This window comes from Bradyrhizobium sp. BRP23 (assembly GCF_020194135.1).
Classification (GTDB): domain Bacteria; phylum Pseudomonadota; class Alphaproteobacteria; order Rhizobiales; family Xanthobacteraceae; genus Bradyrhizobium; species Bradyrhizobium yuanmingense.
The window spans coordinates 264,837-288,537 of sequence record NZ_JADYVW010000003.1 but is presented as its reverse complement, the minus strand read 5'-3'; the positions used below and the strand labels follow the sequence as shown (position 1 = coordinate 288,537).

The 23,701-nt window shown below is 63.0% G+C and carries 23 protein-coding genes and 1 pseudogene; 15 read left to right on the top strand and 9 right to left on the bottom strand.

Annotated features, from left to right (window positions below):
- The 3 genes from kynU to I6F24_RS09430 all read left to right on the top strand — a co-directional run bounded on the left by kynU (position 1) and on the right by I6F24_RS09430 (position 2,500).
- A complete protein-coding gene (kynU, locus tag I6F24_RS09440) occupies positions 1 to 1,203 on the top strand; it encodes a kynureninase (protein ID WP_225114131.1) in 1,203 nt (400 codons plus the stop codon).
- 140 nt (positions 1,204 to 1,343) lie between these two features.
- Positions 1,344 to 1,742 (top strand): PaaI family thioesterase, encoded by a 399-nt coding sequence (locus tag I6F24_RS09435; protein WP_036000401.1) that lies wholly within the window; start codon positions 1,344 to 1,346, stop codon positions 1,740 to 1,742.
- A 152-nt stretch (positions 1,743 to 1,894) separates the two neighbouring features.
- Positions 1,895 to 2,500: a GNAT family N-acetyltransferase gene (locus tag I6F24_RS09430; protein WP_109143965.1), complete on the top strand. Its 606-nt coding sequence runs from the start codon at positions 1,895 to 1,897 to the stop codon at positions 2,498 to 2,500.
- Positions 2,501 to 2,580: 80 nt separating this feature from the next.
- On the opposite strand, the gene I6F24_RS09425 is transcribed toward I6F24_RS09430, so the two are convergent.
- The 4 genes from I6F24_RS09425 to I6F24_RS09410 form a co-directional block, all read right to left on the bottom strand.
- A complete protein-coding gene (locus I6F24_RS09425; protein ID WP_036000395.1) occupies positions 2,581 to 2,880 on the bottom strand; it encodes a hypothetical protein in 300 nt (99 codons plus the stop codon).
- 95 nt (positions 2,881 to 2,975) lie between these two features.
- Positions 2,976 to 3,662 (bottom strand): DUF2161 family putative PD-(D/E)XK-type phosphodiesterase, encoded by a 687-nt coding sequence (locus I6F24_RS09420; RefSeq protein ID WP_057029000.1) that lies wholly within the window; start codon positions 3,660 to 3,662, stop codon positions 2,976 to 2,978.
- A 98-nt stretch (positions 3,663 to 3,760) separates the two neighbouring features.
- Complete coding sequence (locus I6F24_RS09415) at positions 3,761 to 4,441, bottom strand: SDR family oxidoreductase (protein WP_225149520.1); 681 nt, start codon at positions 4,439 to 4,441, stop codon at positions 3,761 to 3,763.
- A 24-nt stretch (positions 4,442 to 4,465) separates the two neighbouring features.
- On the bottom strand, positions 4,466 to 5,209 hold the full coding sequence (locus I6F24_RS09410) for a tyrosine-protein phosphatase (RefSeq protein ID WP_036022792.1): 744 nt from the start codon (positions 5,207 to 5,209) through the stop codon (positions 4,466 to 4,468).
- Positions 5,210 to 5,296: 87 nt separating this feature from the next.
- Between I6F24_RS09410 and I6F24_RS09405 the strand changes: the two genes are divergently transcribed.
- Positions 5,297 to 5,623, top strand: a complete 327-nt coding sequence (locus tag I6F24_RS09405; RefSeq protein WP_036022779.1) for an MliC family protein — start codon at positions 5,297 to 5,299, stop codon at positions 5,621 to 5,623.
- Between the two features lie 111 nt (positions 5,624 to 5,734).
- Here the strand turns inward: I6F24_RS09405 and I6F24_RS09400 are convergent, their stop codons facing one another.
- Positions 5,735 to 5,938, bottom strand: coding sequence for a DUF2735 domain-containing protein (locus I6F24_RS09400; protein ID WP_036022780.1), 204 nt, complete (start codon positions 5,936 to 5,938; stop codon positions 5,735 to 5,737).
- Positions 5,939 to 6,477: 539 nt separating this feature from the next.
- Here I6F24_RS09400 and I6F24_RS09395 point away from each other — a divergent pair.
- The 3 genes from I6F24_RS09395 to I6F24_RS09385 all read left to right on the top strand — a co-directional run bounded on the left by I6F24_RS09395 (position 6,478) and on the right by I6F24_RS09385 (position 9,291).
- Positions 6,478 to 7,512 carry a glutamine synthetase beta-grasp domain-containing protein gene (locus I6F24_RS09395; RefSeq protein WP_036000382.1) on the top strand — a complete coding sequence of 345 codons (1,035 nt, stop codon included), beginning with the start codon at positions 6,478 to 6,480 and terminating at the stop codon, positions 7,510 to 7,512.
- A 186-nt stretch (positions 7,513 to 7,698) separates the two neighbouring features.
- Positions 7,699 to 8,400, top strand: a complete 702-nt coding sequence (locus tag I6F24_RS09390; RefSeq protein ID WP_036022782.1) for a GrlR family regulatory protein — start codon at positions 7,699 to 7,701, stop codon at positions 8,398 to 8,400.
- A 69-nt stretch (positions 8,401 to 8,469) separates the two neighbouring features.
- Entirely contained in the window at positions 8,470 to 9,291 is an 822-nt protein-coding gene (locus I6F24_RS09385) for a tetratricopeptide repeat protein (RefSeq protein ID WP_036022793.1), read from the top strand.
- Positions 9,292 to 9,393: 102 nt separating this feature from the next.
- Here the strand turns inward: I6F24_RS09385 and I6F24_RS09380 are convergent, their stop codons facing one another.
- The gene (locus tag I6F24_RS09380) at positions 9,394 to 9,846 is read right to left on the bottom strand and encodes a hypothetical protein (protein ID WP_036022783.1); all 453 of its coding nucleotides are present in this window, start codon (positions 9,844 to 9,846) and stop codon (positions 9,394 to 9,396) included.
- Between the two features lie 303 nt (positions 9,847 to 10,149).
- Between I6F24_RS09380 and I6F24_RS09375 the strand changes: the two genes are divergently transcribed.
- Positions 10,150 to 10,854, top strand: coding sequence for a hypothetical protein (locus tag I6F24_RS09375; protein ID WP_036022785.1), 705 nt, complete (start codon positions 10,150 to 10,152; stop codon positions 10,852 to 10,854).
- A 97-nt stretch (positions 10,855 to 10,951) separates the two neighbouring features.
- Here the strand turns inward: I6F24_RS09375 and I6F24_RS09370 are convergent, their stop codons facing one another.
- Positions 10,952 to 11,848 carry an alpha/beta hydrolase gene (locus I6F24_RS09370; RefSeq protein ID WP_036022786.1) on the bottom strand — a complete coding sequence of 299 codons (897 nt, stop codon included), beginning with the start codon at positions 11,846 to 11,848 and terminating at the stop codon, positions 10,952 to 10,954.
- Between the two features lie 126 nt (positions 11,849 to 11,974).
- On the bottom strand, positions 11,975 to 13,063 hold the full coding sequence (locus tag I6F24_RS09365; RefSeq protein ID WP_036022787.1) for an alpha/beta hydrolase: 1,089 nt from the start codon (positions 13,061 to 13,063) through the stop codon (positions 11,975 to 11,977).
- A gap of 245 nt (positions 13,064 to 13,308) precedes the next feature.
- Between I6F24_RS09365 and I6F24_RS09360 the strand changes: the two genes are divergently transcribed.
- From I6F24_RS09360 to I6F24_RS09340, 6 genes and pseudogenes are all read left to right on the top strand, one after another.
- Positions 13,309 to 14,052 carry a hypothetical protein gene (locus I6F24_RS09360; protein WP_036022789.1) on the top strand — a complete coding sequence of 248 codons (744 nt, stop codon included), beginning with the start codon at positions 13,309 to 13,311 and terminating at the stop codon, positions 14,050 to 14,052.
- Between the two features lie 305 nt (positions 14,053 to 14,357).
- On the top strand, positions 14,358 to 17,102 hold the full coding sequence (locus I6F24_RS09355) for a winged helix-turn-helix domain-containing protein (RefSeq protein ID WP_225149521.1): 2,745 nt from the start codon (positions 14,358 to 14,360) through the stop codon (positions 17,100 to 17,102).
- 173 nt (positions 17,103 to 17,275) lie between these two features.
- The gene (locus tag I6F24_RS09350) at positions 17,276 to 18,589 is read left to right on the top strand and encodes an epoxide hydrolase family protein (protein ID WP_225149522.1); all 1,314 of its coding nucleotides are present in this window, start codon (positions 17,276 to 17,278) and stop codon (positions 18,587 to 18,589) included.
- A gap of 110 nt (positions 18,590 to 18,699) precedes the next feature.
- Positions 18,700 to 19,368: pseudogene (locus tag I6F24_RS37450) on the top strand (type 1 glutamine amidotransferase domain-containing protein); the annotation flags it as partial.
- Complete coding sequence (locus tag I6F24_RS37445) at positions 19,354 to 20,202, top strand: enoyl-CoA hydratase/isomerase family protein (RefSeq protein ID WP_050995869.1); 849 nt, start codon at positions 19,354 to 19,356, stop codon at positions 20,200 to 20,202. The pseudogene I6F24_RS37450 and the gene I6F24_RS37445, both read left to right, overlap by 15 nt.
- Positions 20,203 to 20,277: 75 nt before the next feature.
- Positions 20,278 to 20,856 (top strand): cupin domain-containing protein, encoded by a 579-nt coding sequence (locus I6F24_RS09340; RefSeq protein WP_225149523.1) that lies wholly within the window; start codon positions 20,278 to 20,280, stop codon positions 20,854 to 20,856.
- 157 nt (positions 20,857 to 21,013) lie between these two features.
- On the opposite strand, the gene I6F24_RS09335 is transcribed toward I6F24_RS09340, so the two are convergent.
- Positions 21,014 to 21,766: a hypothetical protein gene (locus I6F24_RS09335; RefSeq protein ID WP_050995868.1), complete on the bottom strand. Its 753-nt coding sequence runs from the start codon at positions 21,764 to 21,766 to the stop codon at positions 21,014 to 21,016.
- A 433-nt stretch (positions 21,767 to 22,199) separates the two neighbouring features.
- Between I6F24_RS09335 and I6F24_RS09330 the strand changes: the two genes are divergently transcribed.
- A complete protein-coding gene (locus tag I6F24_RS09330) occupies positions 22,200 to 23,603 on the top strand; it encodes a DUF305 domain-containing protein (RefSeq protein ID WP_225149524.1) in 1,404 nt (467 codons plus the stop codon).
- Positions 23,604 to 23,701: the final 98 nt, after the last annotated feature.

Below are 23,701 nucleotides of genomic sequence, written 5' to 3'. Positions count from 1 at the left end.
ATGACCCGGCTTCGCGTCTACGACGATACTAGAGCCTTGTTCCATTTGCCTGACGGCGTGATCTATCTCGACGGCAACTCGCTGGGTGCGCTGCCGCTGGGCGTTGCCGAGCGTGTCAACCGCGTGATCACCGAGGAATGGGGCAACGAGCTGATCCGCGCCTGGAATAGTGCAGGCTGGTATGTGCAGCCGCGCCATGTCGGCGACCGCATCGCGCGGTTGATCGGCGCGGAGGCCGGCTCGGTCATGGTCGGCGACACGCTGTCGCTCAAGGTCTATCAGGCGCTAGCTGCCGCGCTCGACATGAGCGTCTCGCGCAAGGTGATCCTGTCGGATACCGGTAACTTCCCGACTGACCTATACATGGCCGAAGGCCTGATCGCGACGCTCGGACGGGGCCATCAATTGCGCCTGGTAGCACCGGAGGAGATCGAGGACGCATTGTCTGAGGAGATCGCCGTTCTGTACATCACCGAGGTCGACTACCGCACCGGCCGCCGCCACGACATGGCGAAGTTGACAGCGAAAGCGCATGCGCTCGGCATCGTCACGGTCTGGGATCTCGCCCATTCCGCCGGCGCGCTGCCGGTCGATCTCGCCGGGAGCGGCGCCGATTTCGCCGCGGGGTGCACCTACAAATATCTCAACGCCGGCCCCGGCGCACCGGCCTTCCTCTATGTCGCACCGCGCCATGCCGACGGCGCGCGCGCCGCGCTGTCGGGGTGGATGGGCCACGCAAAACCGTTTGCTTTCGAGCTTGCCTATGCGTCCGCGGGCGGCGTCGAGCGCATGCGCGTCGGCACCCCGCCGGTGCTCGCCATGGCGGCGTTGGAGGCCTCGCTCGATATCTGGGACAAGGTCGATATCAAGGAGGTTCGTGCGCGTTCGCTGGCGCTGGGCGATCTCCTGATCGGTGAAGTCGAGCGCCGTTGTCCGCAACTCAAGCTCGTGACGCCGCGCGACCATGAGCGGCGCGGCTCGCAAGTCTCCTTCGCCTTCGCCGGCGGCTACGCCGCGATGCAGGCCCTGATCGCCCGCGGTGTCGTCGGCGACTTTCGCGCGCCCGACATCATGCGCTTCGGCCTCACGCCGCTGTACATCGGCGAGAGTGAGATCGTGCGGGCCGCGGAGATCGTCGAAGAGGTGATTTCAGGGGAGGTGTGGCGACGGCCGGAATATCAGGTCGTGCATGCAGTGACGTGAGGGTGGTCTCGTGCCCCGGACGCAGTGCAGCGCTTCCCGGCTCTGCGCGCCGATGTCAGCATCGCCATTACCTCGGACGTCATTGCTTTGCGGCTTGAAGCAATTCACGTTGAGCCAACAAGAAGTTGGGAGGAGATCCGATGACGCCGCTCGAGAAACTTAAAGCGATGAAGATGCCGTTCGCCGAACTCAAGGGCGTCGAATTTGTCGAGGCGGAGAAGGACCGCGTGGTGGCGCGGATGACGGTCCGGCCCGAACTCTGCACGCTTCACCACACCATCCACGGCGGGGCCGTGATGGCGCTGGCCGATTCCGTCGGCGCGGCAGCGACCGTGATCAATCTGCCCGAGGACGCCAAGGGTACGACCACGCTGGAGAGCAAGACCAATTTCATCGGTGGGGCCAAGGAGGGGGCCACGGTCATCGCCACCGCCACCCCGGTGCACAGGGGTCGGCGGACCCAGGTCTGGACCACCAGATTGGAAACCGAGGACGGCAAATTGGTTGCGGTGGTGACCCAGACCCAGCTGGTCCTGTGAAACTACGGGACTTTGATTTTATTAACGAATTGGTCGCTTCGGTGCCCGAAACTTGGGCAGGTCTCCGTCTTGAAAATCATGGTGCGATGCACAATATAGGAGGCCTAGGGATTCGAACGCCTCCTCGAGGGAACACCAAGAGGAGTTCTGACGTGGTACTTGAAGACGCCGTCCGTACCGTTCCCGGCTATGTGCGGACCCTGATCCAGCAGGAAGAATTGCCGCTCCTGCGCGATCACCTGCTGAGGCTTGATGCCGGCAGCCGGCACGACCGTTTCAACGGCTTTCTCGACGACAGCTTCATCGAGCGCTACGCCGCCCGCTGTGCCGAGGACGGCACCGTCATCGTTGCCTATATCGTCGAAGGCGTGGTGCGCGGCGCGGCCGAGCTGCACCCGCCGGAGGACGGTTCCTTGCCGGAGGTCGCCTTCAGCGTGGAAGCCTCCGCGCGCCGCCAGGGCGTCGGCACCGTGCTGTTCCGCCGCCTGATCGCAGAGGCCCGCTGGAAGGGCTACAAGCAGCTGCGCATCACGACGGGCGCGGACAATCATGCGATGCGGGCGCTCGCCAGGAAGTTCGGGGCCCATCTGGCTTTCCGCCATGGTGAATCGACCGGCACGATCGACCTCGCCAAGACGCCCGAGGCCGAGCTTGCCGATCTCGCGGCCTCGCCGTTCACGGCCGGGCGCGCGCTTCTCAGCTTCAACAGCACGTGCTGGAAGCTGATCTCGAGCATGTACGGCAATCGCGCCGCATAACCGGGAAATTGCGGACAGGAATCAAAAAGCGGACCGGCCAAGCCGGTCCGCTTTCGTGTTCGGTGCGATGAAAGGAATGCTCAGCTGCGCGTGCCGGCGCCGAAGCGGCGGACGACGCGGCGTTCGACCACGACGGAGCGCTGCGCGCCCTGTTCGCCGGCGATCACGCGGGTGGCGGTGATGCGGCTGTTGGAGCGGGCCTGCTTCTTCACCTCGGCCTGGACGACGTCGAGCGGCATCCCCATCAAGGCTGCGGCGATCTCGGCCTGCTGCGCCTGGTCGTCTGTGATGCCGACAGCGGCGAAGATCGCCTCGTCCAGGGTCGGGGGATCGTGGCGGACGCGCCGCGTGCCATATTTGGTATTCCAGTCTGCGCTCATAACGGCCTCATCTTGATGCCGGGATACCTAGTGCCGCCAATGTTGCATTGCAATATGAAATCGGTGCGGCATCTCAGCTATGCACCGGTCTGGTGTCACAGCGGTGACGCAGCACCTGCGCCGACCTCCACCCGTTGCTGAGGCCAACGTTTCAGGGCGGCGTGTCCAGCTTCGGTGAGCCGGTAGATTCCCCGCTCCGTGCGTTCGAACCAGCCATACACATTGTTAAGCAAGATCTTGCCGGCATCGGGGCAGCGTTCGCGCAGCTCGCGCACCGGCTTCGGCCCTTCGGCAAGAGCCGACGCGCAGGCCAGCGCCTGCTGGCGATAGGCCGTCATGATCGGTGCGCGGGTGCTGCCGCCGAGCACGGGGTCGCCCTGGCGGCGCTGATGCTCGGCGACGAGACGCGAGCGCACCTTCGGCTCGCGGCGCGGCGCCGCGGTCGGCGGCTTCACCAGCACTTCGACCTGGCCGCGATCGGTCACGCCGAGCATGCCGAAGCCGAGGCGGCGGCAGAGATTGCGATAGCGTGCGTCGCTCTCGCGTCCCTTGCCGCGCGCGGACATCTTCGCTGCGATCCAAACCTCGTCACCGGCCGGCGCGCGATCGACCGCCTGCAGGATCAGCTCGAGATTAAAGGCAAGCTTGAGCTCGCCGATCACCACCACTGGCGGATCGCCGGCGCTGAGCCCGACGAGATCGCAGCCGCCGATCTCGCCCTTGACCGTGAAGCCGAGCTCTTCGAGGAAGCGTTTGACGGGCAGGTAAAGCGCGGTTTCCAAGGGACGTCCGATCGGAGAATCAGTTGCAGCCAGTCTAGAGCGTTCTCGGCCCCGATTGAATCGGAGCCGGTGCCTCTAACGTTTTGATCGGAACGCGACTACACCCGGCCACCGACCGGGATCAGGGCGCCCGTGACGCCGCTCGCGGCATCGCTGGCGAGGAACAGGATGACTTCGGCGAGCTCCTGCGGCGTCACCCATTTGGAAAAGTCGGCTTTCGGCATCTCGGCGCGGTTGGCCGCGGTGTCGATGATCGAGGGCAGCACCGCGTTGACGGTAACCTTGCCCTTCCACTCGTTTGCGAGGGCCTCGGTCAGGCGATGCACGCCGGCTTTCGACGCGGCATAGGGGCCCATCCCGTTGCCGGCCTGCAGTGCGCCCATGGCGCCGATATTGACGATGCGGCCGGCCTTGGACTTGGCAAGGTGCGGCAACGCCGCACGCGAGGCGTTGAGCGCGGTCAGCACGTTCAGCGCATGCATGCGCTGCCACGTCGCGATATCGCCGTCGCCGACGGTCTCGAAGGCAAAGCCGCCGGCGATGTTGATCAATGCGTCGAGCCGGCCGAAATGCTTTGCCGCCGCATCGACGGCCGTTCTCGCCTGCGCTGGGTCGGACAGGTCAACGCCCCCGATGTCGATGTGGTCAGCGCTTGCGGCGGTTTGCGAAGGTGCGTGATCGATGCCGGCCACGCGCGCGCCGCGTACCAGCGCCGTTTCTGCGACCACCTTGCCGAGCGCGCCGCGTGCGCCCGTCACGATCAAGATCTTGCCTTGCATGATCGTTCTCCCGGCACAGCCGCCCTATGCTTGCAGATAGCGCGCCTTCAGCGCGTCTCGCTCTGCCGTGCCGAGCTTGAGCCCGTCGCGCAAATAGGTTTCGAGATCGCCATATTCGCTGCCGACCGCTTCGAAAGCGGCCGCAAGGTACGAGGCCTCGACGCTGCCGATCGCGTCGAGGACGTCGGCGGGCAGATCGAAGACGTTCGACGGGTCGCGCTTGTAGTGCCGGTTGGTCAAGAGATAATCCTCGGCGATGACCTCGTCCGCCACGCCGAGCGCATGCAGGATCAGCGCGCTGGCGAAGCCGGTGCGGTCCTTGCCGGCGGTGCAGTGAATCACGAGCGGCGCGCGATCTTCCAGCAAATGACCGAACAGCGCGCGGAAGCTGTGCGTGTTGTGGCGCACATAATTGCGATAGGACTCGCGCATGAGCTCGAGCGCCACGGCCGCGGTCAGCGTGCCCTTCGCGAGCTCGGCGCGCAGCCCGGCCACGACGGTCGGTTCGATCGGCAGCGAATGCACCGTGATCTCGTCCACGACGCAGATGCCGGCCGCGCGCTCCTCCAAGCCACGGAAATCGAACGCGCTGCGCACGCCCAACGCGCGGACGACCTCGATGTCGGCAGCGGTAAGCTGGCCGAGATGGTTGGAGCGGAAGATGTGTCGCCAGCGTGTGGTGCGGCCATCAATGGTCGGGTAGCCGCCGAGGTCGCGGAAATTGCTCGCACCTTGCAGGGCGAGATGGCGGGCAGGGGAGTCCTTCAGGGAGGAGTCTTGCATGGGATCAGCTTGGGTTATGGTTCCACCGGATGCACGTTTGGCGTCCTTGCGGTCTATTACAGGGGGGCGATCATGGGCCGGCACAAGGCCATTGTTTTGACGGTCAGCATGCTGGCGGGCGCAATGCTCGGTGCGCGGCAGGCCGATGCGCAGACCTTCCAGACCTACCGCTGCGCCGATGGTACGCAGTTCATCCTGGGCTTTTATGACTACGACAAACGGGCCTTCGTCCAGATCGATGGCCAGCCGGTGACGCTCGCCAAGCGGCTGGCGGTTTCGGGGACGCGCTATTCGGGGGCGGGAGTCACGCTGAGGATTCCCAAGACCGGGCCCGCTACGGTCAAGCACCTGAAGCGGCCGGTTACGGCCTGCGCGGTGGTCGAAAAGCCCGGGATCTAGGCGCGGGCGCGCCTGGAATTAAAAAGGGCCGAAACGCCGTTGTTTCGACCCTTTTTCAAACTGCCGCCGGCCGCTTGCGAAAGCCCGGCACTGTCAGACCAGCAGCTGGCATCAGCGTTCCCATTTGGGCTTGGCTTCGTCGACCGCATCCTGGTGATACCAGCTGTCGCTGCAGATCGAGACGTTCGCGGGCAGCGAAGCCTGATCGGCGGGAAGGCGGGTCTCGCCATAGCGGCGTCCGGCGAGGGCCGCACGGCCGCCGACGGGGAATTGGTAGATCTTTGCAGATCCGTGACTCAGACCATTGTTCATCATTGCGATTCTCCTTGGTCGAAGCGCCTTGGCCTCCATGGTGCGCCCGACTCGTTCGATTGTGGTTACTGGAATCCCCATATCGGCCGCTCATCCCCGATTGGAAAGTGCTGAAAAGGAAATCAGTTTCCGCTCAATTTGTAGGCAGGAAGCCTTCTGCATCCTCCAAGGCACGCTACCGCTGACCAACGCGTGGGCCATTCCGAAGGTTGCTGAGGAGGGGTGGGGGAGTTTGCGAAAGTTACCGGACGTTGATGCGCGTTTCATCGGCAATGCGCGGTCGGCGTCCGCTGCTTCTAAATCAGGCGTTTTCCGCCGGATTTTTGCAGCGCAGCTTCGGGCCAAGGTGCGCGGCTATGACGCACGGTGCCGTGGAGGGCCCGTCTGTGGCGAAGAGGAGGCGGAAGCGGTGGAAAACCGCCCGTACTGCGGCCTTTTGGCACGCGAAATGCTTGGGAAAGGCTGGCCGATGATGGCCGGGTACAAACGTGCGGGGGCCCTCCCGGGCCCCCAACCTTTCGCATCATCTACAGAGAGGCTCAATGACCAAGTACAAGCTCGAGTACATCTGGCTCGACGGATATACGCCGACTCCGAACTTGCGCGGCAAAACTCAGATCAAGGAATTCGCGTCGTTCCCGACGCTCGAGCAGCTTCCGCTCTGGGGCTTCGACGGCTCCTCCACCCAGCAGGCCGAAGGCCACAGCTCCGATTGCGTGCTGAAGCCGGTCGCGGTGTTTCCGGACGGTGCGCGCACCAACGGCGTGCTGGTGATGTGCGAAGTCATGATGCCCGATGGCAAGACCCCGCATCCGTCCAACAAGCGCGCCACCATCCTGGACGATTCCGGCGCCTGGTTCGGCTTCGAGCAGGAATACTTCTTCTACAAGGACGGCCGTCCGCTCGGCTTCCCGACCGCCGGCTATCCCGCGCCGCAAGGCCCGTACTACACCGGCGTCGGCTACTCGAACGTCGGCGACGTCGCCCGCAAGATCGTCGAAGAGCATCTCGACCTGTGCTTGGCTGCCGGCATCAACCATGAAGGCATCAACGCGGAAGTCGCCAAGGGCCAGTGGGAATTCCAGATCTTCGGCAAGGGCTCCAAGACCGCTGCCGACCAGATGTGGATGGCCCGCTACCTGATGCTGCGCCTCACCGAGAAGTACGGCATCGACATCGAATTCCACTGCAAGCCGCTCGGCGACACCGACTGGAACGGCTCGGGCATGCACGCCAACTTCTCGACCGCCTATATGCGCGAAGTCGGCGGCAAGGAGTATTTCGAGGCGCTGATGGCCGCCTTCGAGAAGAACCTGATGGACCACATCGCCGTCTACGGCCCGGACAACGACAAGCGTCTGACCGGCAAGCACGAGACCGCGCCGTGGAACAAGTTCAGCTACGGCGTTGCCGATCGCGGCGCCTCGATCCGCGTTCCGCACTCCTTCGTCAACAACGGCTACAAGGGCTATCTGGAAGACCGCCGTCCGAACTCGCAAGGCGACCCCTACCAGATCGCTTCGCAGATCCTGAAGACGATCTCGTCCGTGCCGACCGACAAGAAGGCCGCGGCCTAAGATCCTCCCGGCCCGGGCTGGGGGCTGGCCCGGGTTGGCTTGCAATCCGCCGGAGCGAAGGCTCCGGCGGATTTTTTGCATTTTGATGATCCCAAGACACCCGGCGCTGCGCCGCGAAACTTGTCCATCGCCGCCGAAAGCGGGATAGAGTGCATCTGGATGCGCGCAGGGCCGGGGACACGGCTGGTGATTGAAGGCTTCTACAAAGTGAGATTTCAGCTCGGCGATACCGTCGGCCGAAGCGTGATGCATGCCGGCGAAGGCAAGATGCTCGGCGGCAATTCGGCCTTCGCCCATATCGGCAGCTACGAGAAGACGGGCAGCGGCGTCGACATCGTGATCAAGACCGTCCGCCATAATCCCGATCCGAGCTACCGCGCCATGGCCGGCACCGACGATGCAACCCTGATCGCGAAGGGCTGGGCCGACGGCGATCTCTATCGCTTCAAAGGCGAGCTCAAGGAGCTGCCGGGCGTTCCGTTTCAGTCGCTGATGACGCCGATCACGGACGAGGAGGTGCCGATCGCCGGCGGCGTCGGCGAAGCCGGCATCAGCGACGGTCTCTACTCCATCCATTTGCGCATGCTCGACGGCCTCGACGGCGGACTGACCGGAGTGATGCTGCTCAACCAGGGCCGCATCCTCGGCGGCGATGCGGCTTTCTACTACCTTGGCAGCTACACCGCCGCGAAGGGACGCTGGAAGGGCCAGATCCTCAACCAGGAGCACACGCCGGCCAAGGACGATCCGATCTTCGGCGGCCACGAGGTCGGCATCGGCTTCTCCGGCAGCTATGACGCGGAGCAGGCGGTGCTGGAGGCAACCGCGCTGGCCGGCAAGCGGAGCTTGCGCCTGACCGCAGCGCTCAAGCTGATGCATCGCGCCTGAGCCACCCATCGCAGACGCGAACCGACTTGAGCCTTGAATTTGCCGGGCCACAGACGCAACGTGACGATCATGCGGACTTTCCTCCTTGCCATGCTCTTTGCGCTCGCCGCGCCCCTGACGGCGCAGGCGCAATCAGCCGATCTCGTGTTGTGCGACCGTCTTGCCGCCGATCCCAGCGATCCCGACAAGCCGGGCGACGTGAAGGGCGTCGCGGAGATCGCTTCCGCCGACATCGCGACCGCGGTCAAGTTCTGCAAGCAGGCGGCAAACGCCTCGCGCCGCGCGATGTTCGAGCTCGGGCGCGCTTACGCGGCGAACCGGCAGACCGCTGAGGCGATCGCTGCCTGGCGCAAGGCGGCCGACAAGGGATCGAGTGCGGCGATGGTCGAGCTCGGTGTTACCTACGCCACCGGCTCGGGCGTCGCCAAGGACGAGGCGCAGGCGCGTAAGCTTTTCGAGAAGGCGGCGCAGGCCGGCAACCCGCGCGGCGTCAGCAATCTCGCAGCGCTCGGTAGCGCAGGTGGCGCCGCGCCGGCCGATCCCGCCCAAGCCCGTGCGCTGCTCGGCAAGGCCGCCGAGACCAATGCGGAAGCGCAGTACCAGCTCGGCCTGATGTTGTCTGAAGGCGATGGCGGCGCAAAGGACGATGTCGCGGCGCGCGCGCTGTTCGAGAAGGCGGCGGCGCAAAACCATCCAGGCGCGCTGGAGCGGATGGGCGCCTTCGCGCAGGAGGGGCGCGGCGGTGCGAAGGACAAGGACGCCGCAAAGGCCTACTACGAGCGCGCCGCCGCGCTCGGCGACGAGGATGCCAAGAAGGCGCTGGAGCGCATTCGCTGTCCCTATGCGATCAAGGACAAGCAGGGCAGGCTGGTCACCACGCTGTGCTTCTAAAGCGCGATGCGATCAGGATGAATCGTCATCGCGCTTTAGCCTATTGTTTGAGCATGATCTTTTCGGAAAACCGCTTCACACTTTTCCGGATCATGCTCTAGTTCACTTCATGTAGTAGGCGAGATCGTTGCGGGCATCGCGGTAGGTGGTCTCGAGATAATGCGGATATTTCCGCGCGGCCTGTTTCACCGCGCGCGCCACGCAATCCTCGAAATCGCCGTTCCAGTCGAAGTGCTTGTTGTAGGCGTCTTCGAATTTGACCGCCGTGATGATGGCTTGCCGGATCGCCTGATCGTCGGCGCGCGGATGAGCGCGCTTCACATAGCCGAACATCGGCCCTTCATGGGCGTGGGCGCGTTCATGGCGGTACTGGATGATGAATTCCTCCGGCGAGAAGGTGCGATTGACCCGCACCTCTTCGGCGGTGGGGCGGCCCGCGATGGCCTCCAGGCGGTAGCGTTGGCGCCAGAGCGCGTAGGCGGCATCGAGCAGCGGCTGCTTCGCGGCGCCGGCGATGATCGCGCTGAGCTCGTCCTCGGCTGATTGCGTGTCCATGCGCGATTGGTCGTGCGTCCGTGGGGGCAGGTTCGAGCCTGGCACCGGTCGGCCGAGGAGCTTTTTTCGGAGGCCGGCAAACAAACCTCCAAAACGACCCCATGCACAGTAGCCAAGTCCCTGAAATCATTGACTGCGGGTTTTACGAAGTGAAGTTTTGACCCGTCGGGCAAAACAGGGGCATAATGGCATCACGGCGGGCGGAGGTCCCCGGGGTGGCGATGCGCGCAAAAGCCGATGGCTTCGCTGTGGCGTCGGTGCTAGGTAGCCCGCAATTCATTTTCGATTTGCAGGTTCAAGACGTTGCTGGACGGGCTCTACAAGGTTGAATACGGCGTCAACGATGGGTTCGGCTGCAGCATCATGTGCCTGCACGACGGAAGGATGCTGGGCGGCAATTCTGGCTTCGCGCATCTCGGTACCTATGTCGAGCGCGACGGCGAGATCATCGCCCAGGTCATCACCGAGCGGCACAACCTCGACCCCAGCTACAAGCCGCTGATGGGCGCCGACGTCGCCTCGATCGGAGCGCGTGGCCGGCTCTACGGCAACCAGATCCGTCTCGAGGGCGGCGCGGACACCATGCCCGGCGCCAGGTTCTGGGCCAATCTCACGCGCCTCGACGACGAAGGCTTGCCGCCGAGCGGAACGGTCGGACCGGGCGGCATCGCCAACGGGCTCTATGGGATGGGCTTGCGCGCTCTCGACGGCGTCGATGCTGGACTGTCCGGCGTGATGCTGCTGATCGACGGGCGCATCCTCGGCGGCGATGCGTTCTTCTACTATCTCGGCGCCTATTCCTCGGCGGACGGCCGCTGGAAGGGCGAGATGCTGAACCAGGAGCACACGCCGGCGAAAGGCGAGAACCCGGTGTTCGGCGGCCTCGAGGTCGGCATCGGCTTCTCCGGGACCTGCACGGAAGACAGCGGCGAGCTCGAAGGCATCGCGCTCGCGGGAAAGCGGAGCGTGCGGCTGACGGCGTCGCTCAAGCTGATGCGAAGAGCGTAGGGCGCCGATCGTTCTGTCGCGTCTGCTCCGGAGGCGACAATCAAGTCGCGCATCTGGATGTCCGCATTGGGCCATAGGCGCCATTAACCAACCACACCTAGCAATTAGCAAGAAAGCGCCGAACCAGTTCGGCGACCTTATCGGTCGCCTCGTCCAACGCGAAATGACCTGCTTCAAGCAGGTGGACCTCCGCGTCAGGCACATCGTCGACGTACGCAGTTGCCCCCGCCACGGTGAACGAAGGATCGTACTTTCCCCAGACCACTAGCATCGGTGGCTGAACTTCGCGAAGCCATTTCTGCCAGCGCGGATAGGATGCGACGTTGCTGCGATAGTCCAGGAACAATTTCGCCTGAATATCCGCCTGACCCGGACGGGAGAGAAACGCGTGCTCGTCGGTCCAGCTATCCGGATCATACCGCTCGGGATGCGGGCTGGTCCCGACATGCCGCAGCCGGGTTGCCTCCAGCGAGGTGAAATTGGCCTTGAGGTTATCGAGTTCGCCGGCCGGATCGGCCCAGTACCTGCGGCGGGCGTCCCACAGCGAACTCAAACCCTGCTCATGCGACACCGCGTTCTGGACAACGATGCTGCGCACCCGTTCGGGATGAGCGAGCGCTAGGCGGAAGCCGACGGGCCCGCCATAGTCCTGAACGAACAGGACATACTTGGCGAGGCCGAGCTTCGTCACAAACGTGTCCATGATCTGCGCGAGCCGGTCGAACGTATAGGTGAAATCGGATGTCGGCGGCGCGCTGCTGTGACCGAAGCCGGGATAATCAGGCGCAATCAGGTGATATCGATCGGCAAGGAGCGGCAGCAACGGCTCCCACATCCGCGATGAGGATGGAAAGCCGTGCAGCAGCAGCACGGTCGGCGCATCGACCGACCCTGCCTCCCTGTAGAAGATCTCGAGGCCTTCGATCTCGATGCTGCGATAGGCGATCGACTGTCGTGTCGAACGCAGATCGCGATTTGTTGCCCGCACGCTCATACCGATCTCCTAACCATAGAGAAACGGCGGGCTGAATTGGATCAGCATGAGCAACGCGATGAGGGCGAGTGCCGCCAGAACACTTGTCTTGCGCATGGTCACATTCTCCTCGTTCGCTCGACGGGATCAGGCTTCGCCATCGACATCGATGATCGCCCCTGCGAATGCGCGCGGCGCCTCCTGGGGCAGATTGTGCCCAATGCCGCCCGAGATGGTCCGATGCTCGTACTTGCCAGAGAATTTTTTGGCGTAGGCGGCCGGCTCCGGGTGCGGCGCGCCGTTGGCGTCGCCTTCCATGGTGATTGTAGGCACGGCGATGGCAGGACCCTGCGCGAGTTTCGCTTCGATGTCCTCGTATCTAGCCTCGCCATCGGCAAGCGCCTGCCGCCAGCGGTAATTGTGAATGACAATCGCGACATGATCCGGATTGTCGAAGGCGCTCGCGCTGCGCTCGAAAGTGGCATCGTCGAAATTCCACTTCGGCGACGCCAGCTGCCAGATCAGCCTGGAGAATTCCCGGCGATACTTGTCATAGCCGAGCTGGCCGCGCTCGGTGGCGAAATAGAACTGGTACCACCATTGCAGTTCCGCTTTCGGCGGCAGCGGCATCTTGCCGGCCTGCTGGCTGCCGATCAGATACCCGCTCACAGATACCATCGCCTTGCAGCGTTCCGGCCACAGCGCCGCCATGATGTTGGCGGTCCGCGCGCCCCAGTCGAAGCCGGCGACAACAGCCTTCTCAATCCTAAGCGCATCGAGTAAAGCGATCATGTCTAGCGCAATCGCCGAAGGCTGACCGTTGCGAAAGGATGTCGGGGAGAGAAACCGCGTCGATCCGTAGCCGCGAAGATACGGGATGATCACGCGATAGCCGGAGCCGGCGAGCAGCGGCGCGACATCGACGAAGCTGTAGATGTCATAGGGCCAGCCGTGCAGCAGCAGGACCGCGGGTCCATTTGTCGGGCCGGTCTCCACATAGCCGACATTGAGCAGGCCAGCATCGATCTGCTTGAGGGCAGAGAAAGCCGTATTCGTGCCCGGCTTGATCGCTGGTAGGCTGCCCGATTTCGTCCGGTTGAGATCCGCATCGGCTGCGGCGGTCAGCTTGGTAAGGCCAGCCTGCGAGGTGCCGGCCAGAGCAAATTGAGCCGTGGCGAGCGTCATCGCGGCGGTGCCGAAGAAGTTGCGGCGCTGAACGTCGATCTTGTCTGACATGGTAATTTTCCTGTCGTTGGCCCGTCCAGCTTTCGGTCGAGCTTGGTTGCGAGCTCACTGTGCAACGACACGGCGATTTCCGCCCGTTAACTGATGTTATTTAGCGCGAAACGGCGCCATTCCGGCGGTTCGCATGCCGGTCCAGCCTTCCGCGGGCGGCCATTAACATCGCTTTACATCTATGAACTCGCGCCGCGCGCGTAGGCGGCGGCACCATGGCCAGGTTGAAACGGGGAGAATTAGACATGATTCCGCTCCTGGCCGAAGCGATCGAAGCTCATGGTGGCGAAAGCCGCTGGCGGGCGCACGGCCGTCTCAGCGCATCGTTCGTCATCACGGGCGAACTCTGGGACCTGAAATGCGTGCACCAGAGTGGCCTTCCAAGGACGGTGCATGTCGATCTGCACCGGCAATGGGCGTCTGTCGACGATATCGGCAAACCTGGACAACGGAGTGACTTCACCCCCGACCGCGTCGCGATCCTGTCCGGCGGCAGCAGGACAATCGCCGAGCGCAGGAACCCGCGCGCATCGTTCGATGGCCACGACATGCGTACCGCCTGGGATCTACTGCACCGGGCCTATTTCGGCGGCTACGCGCTCTGGACTTGCCTGACCGTGCCATTCCTGCTCACGATGCGCGGCTTCACGCTGCGCGAGATCGAACCATGGCGCGAAGGCGCGGAAATCTGGCGCGGATTGCGGGCCGTGTTTCCGGAGAGACTAGCCAGCCACAGCCTCGAGCAGGACTTCTATTTCGGACCCGACATGCTGATCAGGCGCCACGACTATCACGTGCAGATCGCCGGCAATTTTCCTGCCGCCCAATACTTCTCCGAGCCGGTCGTGATCGACGGCATCACGATTCCGACCAGGCAGCGCGCCTATCTGCGCGATCGTGATTTGAAGCCGATCCCGGAAGATCTGATGGTCGGCATAGATCTATCTGTGGTTCGTTTCAGCCCGGCCGAGTCGAATGCCGGATCGTGACCCTATATTGGGCGCATCTCCCATGACCTAACTGTGTATTGATTTGAAGCTCCGCCCGCGACATGCTTCCTCATTGGCCTCGACCGCAGTACTGCTAATTTTCCCGGAATAGTTGTGAAATGCGCGAAATAAACGGCAACGAAGCAACGCGCGCGCCGCGGATTGCATCGCGACGATTGTCGAAGTAGCGGGCGATGCCTTCCAGCCTCCCAGCAAAGCACAGAGGCGCACAGCCATCTCGCGCGAGCGAGCCTGATTCCCTGGGCGTAAGATTCGGCCGGTTTTGTCTTTACGAAAAATCCCGATTGCTCGAAAAAGATCAGGGTCCCGTCAAGATCGGTAGCCGCGCGCTCGACATTCTGTGCCTGCTGGTTGGTCGTGCGGGAGACATTATTCACAAGGACGAGTTGCTGGCGCACGCCTGGCCGAACCTGACGGTGGACGAGGCCAGTCTCCGCGTCCACATCGCAGAGATCCGAAGGGTGCTCGGCGACGGCAAGGACGGTGCGCGCTTCATCACCAACGTACCCAATCGGGGATACTGCTTCGTTGCGACCATCGAACAGCGCCAGCCGGCGCAGGATGCCCCGAAGCCGGCGGCAATGGTCTCGGGCGAACCGTCGTTTCCGCTGCTGCTGACCCGCACGATCGGACGGGAAGATGTGGTTCAGCGCCTCTCGGAGCGATTACTCGCCGAGCAGTTCATTACGCTGCGGGGACCTGGCGGCATCGGGAAGACGACGGTTGCGCTTGCGGTTGCCCACGCATTGTCGGGCCGCGCGCAGGAAGTGCGCTTCGTCGATCTTGGGCCCCTGAAGGAAGGCGACCTTGTTCCAAGCACCGTCGCTTCGGCGCTCAATCTGGTCGTGCAAACCGCGGACCCGACCTCAAGTATCGTGCAATTCCTGGGCGGCCGGCGCGTCGTGCTCATTCTCGACAGCTGCGAGCACGTCATCGAACATGCCGCACGGCTCGCCGAAGCCATCTATCTGCAGGCGCCTGGCACCAGCATTCTTGCCACCAGCCGAGAATCCTTGCTGGTTCAGGGAGAGCAGATCGTCGAGTTGCCGCCGCTCGCAACCCCCCCCGCGGACCAGGCGCTCACATCGGAGGAGATGCTGGCCTATCCGGCGGTCCGACTCTTTACGGAACGAGCGACGGCGGCCGGATACAGCGTGGAGATGAGTCCCGACAATATGCGGCTCCTCGCCGGCATCTGCGAGAAACTCGACGGCATCGCGCTCGCCATCGAGCTCGCGGCCGTTCGCCTCGGCGCGCACGGCCTGCGCGAGATCGATGCGCTGCTGGACGGTCGGCTGAAACTGGAATGGCGGGGGCGTCGTACGGCACCGCCGCGCCACCAGACGCTGAGCGCAATGCTGGACTGGAGCTACAATCTCATCACCGACGCCGAACGGCTGGCGCTTCGGCGGCTTGCCGTGTTCGCCGGGGCGTTCACCCTGGAAGCTGCAATAGCGGTTGCCGGAGCTGAGCCCGACGACGAGCAGGTCATCGACATGATCGGGCAACTCGTCGCCAAGTCCCTGCTGTCAGCCAGGCCAATCAAATCGTCGATGCGGTATCGGTTGCTTGACACCACCCGGACCTACGCGCTGAAAAGGCTCAGCGAAAGCGGCGAGGCCAATACCATCGCGCGACGGCACGCGGAATACGTGATGAGCGCGCTGGTCCGTAGCGGGTCGAACGGAAATGCCCTAGGCCTGCCGGCGCGCTCCGAACTGCTCGGCGACGTGCGTGCCGCGCTGTCATGGGCCTATTCGGATGAAGGTGCGGCAGAATTGCGCGTTCCCTTGAGCGGCGCTAGTGCTCCGCTGCTCGTCGAACTGAACCTGCTCAACGAGTGCAGCCGGGTGGCGCAACGCGCCCTCGGAGCGCTCGACGACACCAACCGCGGCGGAATCTGGGAAATCGAACTGCAATCGGCGCTCGGTCACGCAGCCATGTTCACAGAGCGCAACAGCGAGCAGGCCGAGGCCGCGCTGCTACGAGGGCTCTCCGTCGCAAGGAAATTGTCGGATCGACCCAACCAATTCCGGCTGCTGTCGCGCCTCAACATGTTCTACCGGCGAACCGGCGAATGCGACCGCCTGGTACCGTCCGCGGAGGCGGCCGAGGAAGTGGCACGCGAGATCGGCGATCCCGCAGGACTTGCCGGAGCAAGCGTCCTGCTCGGCGTTTCCCATCATTTGGCCGGCAATCAGATCCTTGCGCAGCATCACCTCGAAAAGGCCATGCAAAACGACATCGCGCTGCGCGTTGCCGGTCCCAGCCACTTCGCCTTTGCGCGCACGCCACGCATTCCGCTGGCGCGAACATTGTGGTTGCGGGGATTTCCTGATCAAGCGGTGGAACTCGCCCGTGCGGTCACCAATGATGCCGCGCCAAAAGACGTTGTGATGTACAGCATCGCGCTGTGCTGGGCTGCATCAGTATTTGGCTGGGTCGGCGATTGGGCGAGCGTGGAAAAATTGACCGCGCGCCTGAGCGAACACGCCTTGATGCACGGCTTCGTTCCGTATCAGGCCGTGGCCGACGGATTCCGTGGTCAGGTGATGGTAGCCCGCGGCGACGTGAAGGACGGCGTCGATCTTCTCCACGACGTGCTGCCCCGCCTGCACGCCGACCGGTACGAACTCTACGCATCCGGGTTCAGCGCCGACCTAGCGCAAGGGCTAGGCCGGCTAGGGCGGGTTGAGGAAGCGCTTGAAGCGCTCGACAACTCGATGTCCCGTACATCCGCCGGCGGTGAGATTTTTGATATGCCGGAGTTGCTCCGGCTTCGCGGCAAGCTGAAGGCCCAGGGCGGCGACGAAGACGGCGCGAGGCAGAGCCTCAAATCATCCATTGAACTCGCCGAGACGCAAGGCGCGTTGTCCTGGCGGCTGCGCTCCGAGATTACGCTGGTCGTGCTTTCCGGCAAACAGGGCAAGAAATCCGCGCTGACGGCTTTAGCCCAGACGTTGGCTCGCTTCAGTGAGGGGCTTGAGACAGCCGATTTGCAGTCGGCTCGCGGCCTGCTCCAGTCCTGATCATTCTCGGTGGGCGACGCTTCGCGTTATCGCGAGGCAAGCAAGCGGCCCAGCGGAGCATAACGCGCTTTTACATCACCTAACGAGCAATCTCCCAGGTTCTGCGCAAGTGTGGCGGCGTCACGAACCGCCTGGCCGGCCATATCGACGGCCCGCAAACCAAGGAGATTAAAATGATCGCGCAGTCCACTTCCGAAACGATCGACCAGGATCGCCGCCAACTGCTGGGTACCGCCGCCATGGGCATCGTCGCCGCGGGAGCCGTCAGCCTTCTGCCGTTGCAGCCCGCCTCGGGCAAGACCGCTGGCGAAATCCGCCCCTTCCACGTCCATGTTCCCGAGGCCACTTTGATCGACCTTCGTCACCGCCTCGGCGCGACGCGGTGGCCGGAGAAGGAGACCGTGACTGACGACAGTCAGGGCGTGCAGCTCGCGACCGTCAAGAAGCTGGTCCAGTACTGGCAGACGGACTACGACTGGCGCAAGGTGGAAGCACGGCTCAATGCACTGCCGCAATTCATCACCGAGATTGACGGGATTGACATCCACTTCATTCACGTTCGGTCCCGGCACGACAATGCGCTGCCGCTGATCGTAACGCATGGCTGGCCCGGCTCGATCATCGAACAGCTGAAGATCGTTGATCGCCTGGTTAATCCCCTTGCCCACGGGGCGGCAGCGTCGGATGCTTTTGACGTGGTGATCCCGTCGATCCCCGGCTACGGGTTTTCCGGCAAGCCCGAGACCACCGGCTGGGATCCGCAGCGCATCGCGCGCGCCTGGATCGTGTTGATGAAGCGGCTCGGCTACATGCGGTTCGTCGCGCAAGGCGGCGACTGGGGCAACGCCATCACCGAACAGATGGCGCTTCTCGGCGCACCCGAACTTGTTGGCATCCACACCAACATGCCTGCAACTGTTCCTGACGACGTTGCGGCTTCGCTCCAGGCCGATGGGAAGCAGCCGTCAGGTCTCTCCGGCGAAGAGCAGAACGCGTGGAACCAGCTCGACTTCTTCTACAAACACGGCCTCGGCTACGCTATCGAAATGGCCAACCGGCCGCAGACGCTGTACGGCATCACGGATTCGCCGGTCGGCCTCGCAGCATGGATCCTCGACCACGATACACGCAGCCATCAGCTTATTGCCCGAGTCTTCGGCGGCGAGACCGCCGGGCTCACGCGGGACGACATCCTCGACAACATAACGCTGTACTGGGTGACGAACACGGCAATGTCATCGGCGCGACTTTATTGGGAGAACAAGCTTCAGTTCTTCCAGCCGAAGAATGTCACTATTCCGGTCGCAGTGAGCGTGTTCCCGGACGAGATCTACGCCGCCCCACGGAGTTGGACGGAACGTGCCTATCCCAAGCTGATCCATTTCAACCGGCTTGATCGCGGCGGACACTTCGCCGCCTGGGAGCAGCCCGAGCTGTTCAGCGCGGAGATGCGCGCCTCGTTCCGCTCTTTGCGTCAATCGTCCTGAAAAAGGAGGCGCGCGAGGATATTGCGCGCCCCCATCAGCACCTGACGCCCCTTGCCACTCAAACCAAACACGGCGTGTTCACCTGATGGCGCCGACAATGGGAGTTTCCAATGAGAATCCTGATGGTCATGACTTCGCACGATCAACTCGGTAACACCGGCCGCAAGACCGGTTTCTGGCTCGAGGAATTTGCGGCGCCCTACTTCACCTTCCTTGATGCCGGCGCGGACATCACCGTAGCTTCGCCCCGGGGCGGTCAGCCGCCGCTCGATCCCGTCAGCGATACGCCGGAAGGTCAGACCGACCTGACCAGGCGATTCAAGCAGGATCCCGCAGCGCAGGCGGTTCTTGCCAATACGCGCAAGCTGTCGCAGATGAAGCCCGCAGACTTTGATGCGGTATTCTATCCGGGTGGTCACGGCCCTATGTGGGACCTCGCCGAGGATCCGGATTCCGTCGCGCTGATCGAAGCCTTCTACAACGCCGGCAAGCCGGTGGCGGCCGTCTGCCATGCGCCGGGCGTGCTCCGGCACGTCACATACAACGGCGAGCCGATCGTGAAGGGCAAGCGCGTGGCCGGATTCACCAACAGTGAGGAAGAAGCGGTTGGGTTGACGAAGGTCGTGCCGTTCCTTGTCGAAGACGAATTGAGGCGGCTGGGCGGGCTATTTGAAAAGGCGCCGGACTGGCAGAGCTTTGTCATCACCGACGGAAGGCTCGTCACCGGCCAGAATCCAGCCTCGTCAAAGGCCGGCGCCGAGGCGCTGCTCAAGCTCCTGAAGCCTGCAGCCACCCGCGGCATCAGGCTGCAACGCCGCACGCCATCTTATTGGCGCGTCACCTTCGACCTTCCGCCGCTGAATATCTTTGGGCCCGAGAACATTCCGCAGCTCAACGAAATCATCACGGCGATCGAGACCGACCCGCAGGTCAAGGTGGTCGTGTTCGACAGCGCGGTCGAGGGCTTCTTCCTGACGCACTACAATTTCTTCGCCCCACTGGAGGAGTCGACGAAGATTCCGCCGGGGGCCACCGGACTGCAGGCGCTACCTGACCTGCTGGTCCGTCTGAGTCGCGCGCCGGTCGCGTCAATCGCCATGGTCCGTGGCCGCGCCACCGGCGTTGGCAGCGAACTGGCGCTGGCAAGCGACATGCGCTTTGCGAGCCGCGAAAATGCGATCCTGTCGCAATGGGAAGTCGGCGCTGGCCTCGTGCCGGGCGGCGGCCCAATGGCGCGGCTCCCGCGCTTGATCGGCCGGGGTCGTGCCCTTGAGGTGCTGCTAGGCGCCGATGACATCAGCGGGGATCTTGCGGAACGCTACGGTTACGTCAATCGATCGCTGACGGACGCAGAACTCGACGGCTTCGTTGACGCCCTGGCCAGACGAATCGCCTCCTTCGACAAGCAAGCGATCGCCGAGACAAAGCGGCTGGTCAACGTCGCGAGCCTGCCGTCGGATGCGGACATCGCGCCCGAATGGGACGCTTTCCTCGCGTCGGTCCAGCGTCCGGCCAGCCAGAGCCGAATCAAGATCCTGCTCGATCGTGGCTTCCATCGGCCGGGCGATGTTGAGAACCGGCTCGGATATCACGTCGGCCGGCTGAACAACTAACCATCCGGAGAATCCGCGACAAGGGGCTGCCCCGAGGCGGCCCCCTCTCAGGTCTTCGCTAGCAGAGGAGAGGTTATGATCCTCGAGCATCAATTGGATGAGGATACATTCCGAGCGATTCTGCCGGAAGAAATTACGTGGGAGCCGTTCCCGGCGTTTCCAGCGGGCGCACGTCTAGCTGTTATGATTGGTCACCCCGCCGAACCGGGGCCGTACCTAATTTGGGTTAAAGTACCGCGCGGAACGAAGCTTATGCCGCACAAGCATCCGGAGGACCGGATCTACACGGTCATATCCGGGGTCTTCTATATCGGCCTTGGAGAAGCCTTCGATGACGACAAGCTCAAGGCCTATCCACCTGGGAGCGTCATTGTCCTCCCGGGCGAGACCTGGCATTTCCACTGGGCGAAATCAGGTGAGTACGTCACGCAGGTCTCGGCGCTCGGTCCGCTCGGCCTCGAGTATCACGACTCGCGAGATGATCCGCGCGGCAGTGCGGGGGCCGCAATCGGAAGCGAGAGGAGCAATGGTCGTCTCTGCGACCACAGCAACTCCGCTTCGGGTGAATTCGCCTATCACATCGATAAGCAGTTCCGTCATACTGCAGTCATCGATCCGCGACGACTGTTCGTCAGCAGGGAACGGATTGAATGAGCGGGTTGTCGCATGACCGCAACGGGTCACAAGCTGCGGTCCGACCGCTCTGCTCGTCCGGTCCGGTTTCTCTCCGAGAGCAGCCGTCGCGGCAGTTCATGGGCAGTTCGGCTGAGGGCCAATGACCTGACATTCGATGCAAAAGCGCTTCGGTCGCTCACGGCGGCGGAAAGGCTCCTGCTATTGGCCCGACGACGTCGCGGCCAGCTGCCGGTCGATGGGATCGAACGAAAATGAAACGAGATGCTACGGGTATATCCGCTTCGGAGCGACCATCCTGGCCGATGAGTATCAATCCGGCGCCGCCATTTGCCACATTCAGAATGATCGGCTCGCCGCTCCATGTCTTGATCGGGTCCATTCCGATGATGAGAAATTCGCCGATAGGCTGGTCGAAATATTGAAGACGCAATTGCGGGCCGACTTCGGCCGCAGCGAGTTCGAGGCCGAACTGCTGGGCGCGTGCGTAAACGTTAGCCAAAGTCACGGTATCGGACGTGAATCCAAGCTGCGCAGGCGATAGATCGAGAAGCTCCACATATGTCTTCCGAGAGCTAACGGTGAACGTCGACCTAGCAAGGATTTCAGCGGCTTGACCACCGACATTGCAGCCCTTGCTATCGAGTTCGTTGCGCAAGGCAAGAGAGTCGGCGAAGGTACCTATTGTGATCGTTTTCCATGTCGCAACGTCGCGCGCGGACTTAATAGGCTGTTGCGACGCCGGAGCCGAGCGCGTCTTGAGCTTCAGCTTGTTTTGCAACACGTCGCGCGCCGCGCATTGAGCGGACGCGGCGCTCGCAAAGGAAATGACGCAGGCCGCCGAGAGTATGGAAGCCAAAAGGTAGAGGAAAGGTCGGCTTGCTTGGTTATGACCTGCCGCGCGCCGGGCTCGGCTTGTGAAAATACACATGGCAAATGACTTTTCTGAAACGTTTGGACCGAAAAAGCCCAATTCCGGCAGCGGACGCTGCGCCGACGCGATGCCCTTCTCTTATCCGGCTTCTTCCAACCGTACTCCGTTTAACTAAGACAGCATGTGAACCAGCTCACAGCCTCCTTCGACGCGTGCTTACGCGCTTACATCACCGGCGCCGAACTTGTGATCAACGGCGGCTACCTGCCGCAATAGCCCGCTGCCACGGCGGTACGCGCGCTCAGCATTGCACGGCATACAGCGCGCGTCCGCCGTGATGCAGCTCGATTGAAAAAAGAGTAGGGAGCACGCTTGGCAACGTCTAAACTATCACAAGAGCCATCGCCCTGACATCATGCTCTGGCGTTCTCGTCTCCTACCGCCCCGCCTCAATCACGCTTTAGTCACCTCACCACCTGAGGAGCAGAAATTGAACCATCCCGCGCCGCCTCGCTCCTCTGGTTGCCTGCTGGCCCTGATCATCCTCGCATCGGTGGCGGCGCCGGTGCCGGCGCACGCACATGTCAAATGGTTTGCGCCCTATATTGTCGGAGCGCCACCACAGTCGATCGGGGCCACGTTGACCAATGTATGGTTCTGGACCGGCATTGCGCTCGTGCTGGCATTCTTCCTCGCGTCACGAGCCATCGAGAAGTCGAGCGCCGGCGAGACGATCCTGCTGGCCATGGATCGCATCACCGACCCTCTCTGGATGCGCCTCGACGACTTCGTGCGCGTCGTCATCGCCGCCTTCTTCGTGGCGATCTTCGCCGTCGGCGGCGTCTACCTGACGCCAGATCTCAAAACGCCGGCCGAATGGGTGTCCTGGACCCAGCTCCTGATCGCCGGGTTGATCTTCTCTCGCAAGACCCAGCCACTTGCGGCTCTCGGGATCATCGCCTTGTGGCTACTCGCGCTGCGCGACTATGATGTCTTCCATTTGCTGGACTACCTGGCGCTTGGAGTCGGTGTCGCCGCCTATCTGGTGTTGGAGGCTTCATCCAATCCGGAATGGCGCAACCATCGCTTCGAGGCGCTGCGCTGGGGCGTCGCCATCGCGCTGATGTGGTCGAGCCTCGAAAAGTTTGCCTATCCCGACTGGTTCTACCCGCTCGTGCAGGAAAAGCCCTTCTTGACCTTCGGCATGCCGCGCGACGTATTTATTCCGATGGCAGGCGTCGCCGAATTCACGATGGGATTCGGCTTGATCTGGACGCCGCTTGTCCGCCGGCTGTCGGCCATCGCTCTTTTCATCATCTTCAACGCAGCCGTCTATCCGTTCGGGCGAACCGACCTGATCGGACACGCGCTCATCATGGCGGTCGTCGTTGCCATTGCTGCCGATCATAGTCGTGAGGTGCATTTCCTGCCCGCACTCAAGCGAAGGCTTGCCGGCGTCCCGGCCGGACTTGCGGCGGCGCTAGTCATTTTCACAACGGGTTACTGGGGACTGCACATTGCGATTTATGGCATCGAAGGAGACATCGGAACGCTGGCTGGAGAGCGGCTGACCCATACGCCGAACCCCGAACATCCGCATGGCATGCACGGCGCTGCGGCGATAGGGTTGACGGCTCCGGATGCCTACCGCGCCGCCATGGACCGCATGCACGGTCCGATGATGCGAGGCATCACCAATGCTGATCCCGATACAGCCTTTGTGCTCGGCATGATCCCTCACCATCAAGGCGCAGTCGACATGGCCGAGATCGTCCTCAAGTTCGGCAAGGATTCTCGAAACCAGCACTTTGCTCGCGAGATCGTCGACACCCAAAGGCGAGAGATCGGCGAGATGCGGACATGGCTCAGTCAGAAGAACATTCCGCAACCGTGAGGAACGGCGATGAGCGCGACAGGCTCCGTCGTCCTGATTGGTCCCGCTTGAGCGCAGCAGATGCTCGGCAGGAACAAACATCACGTCAGTAAGCAGCC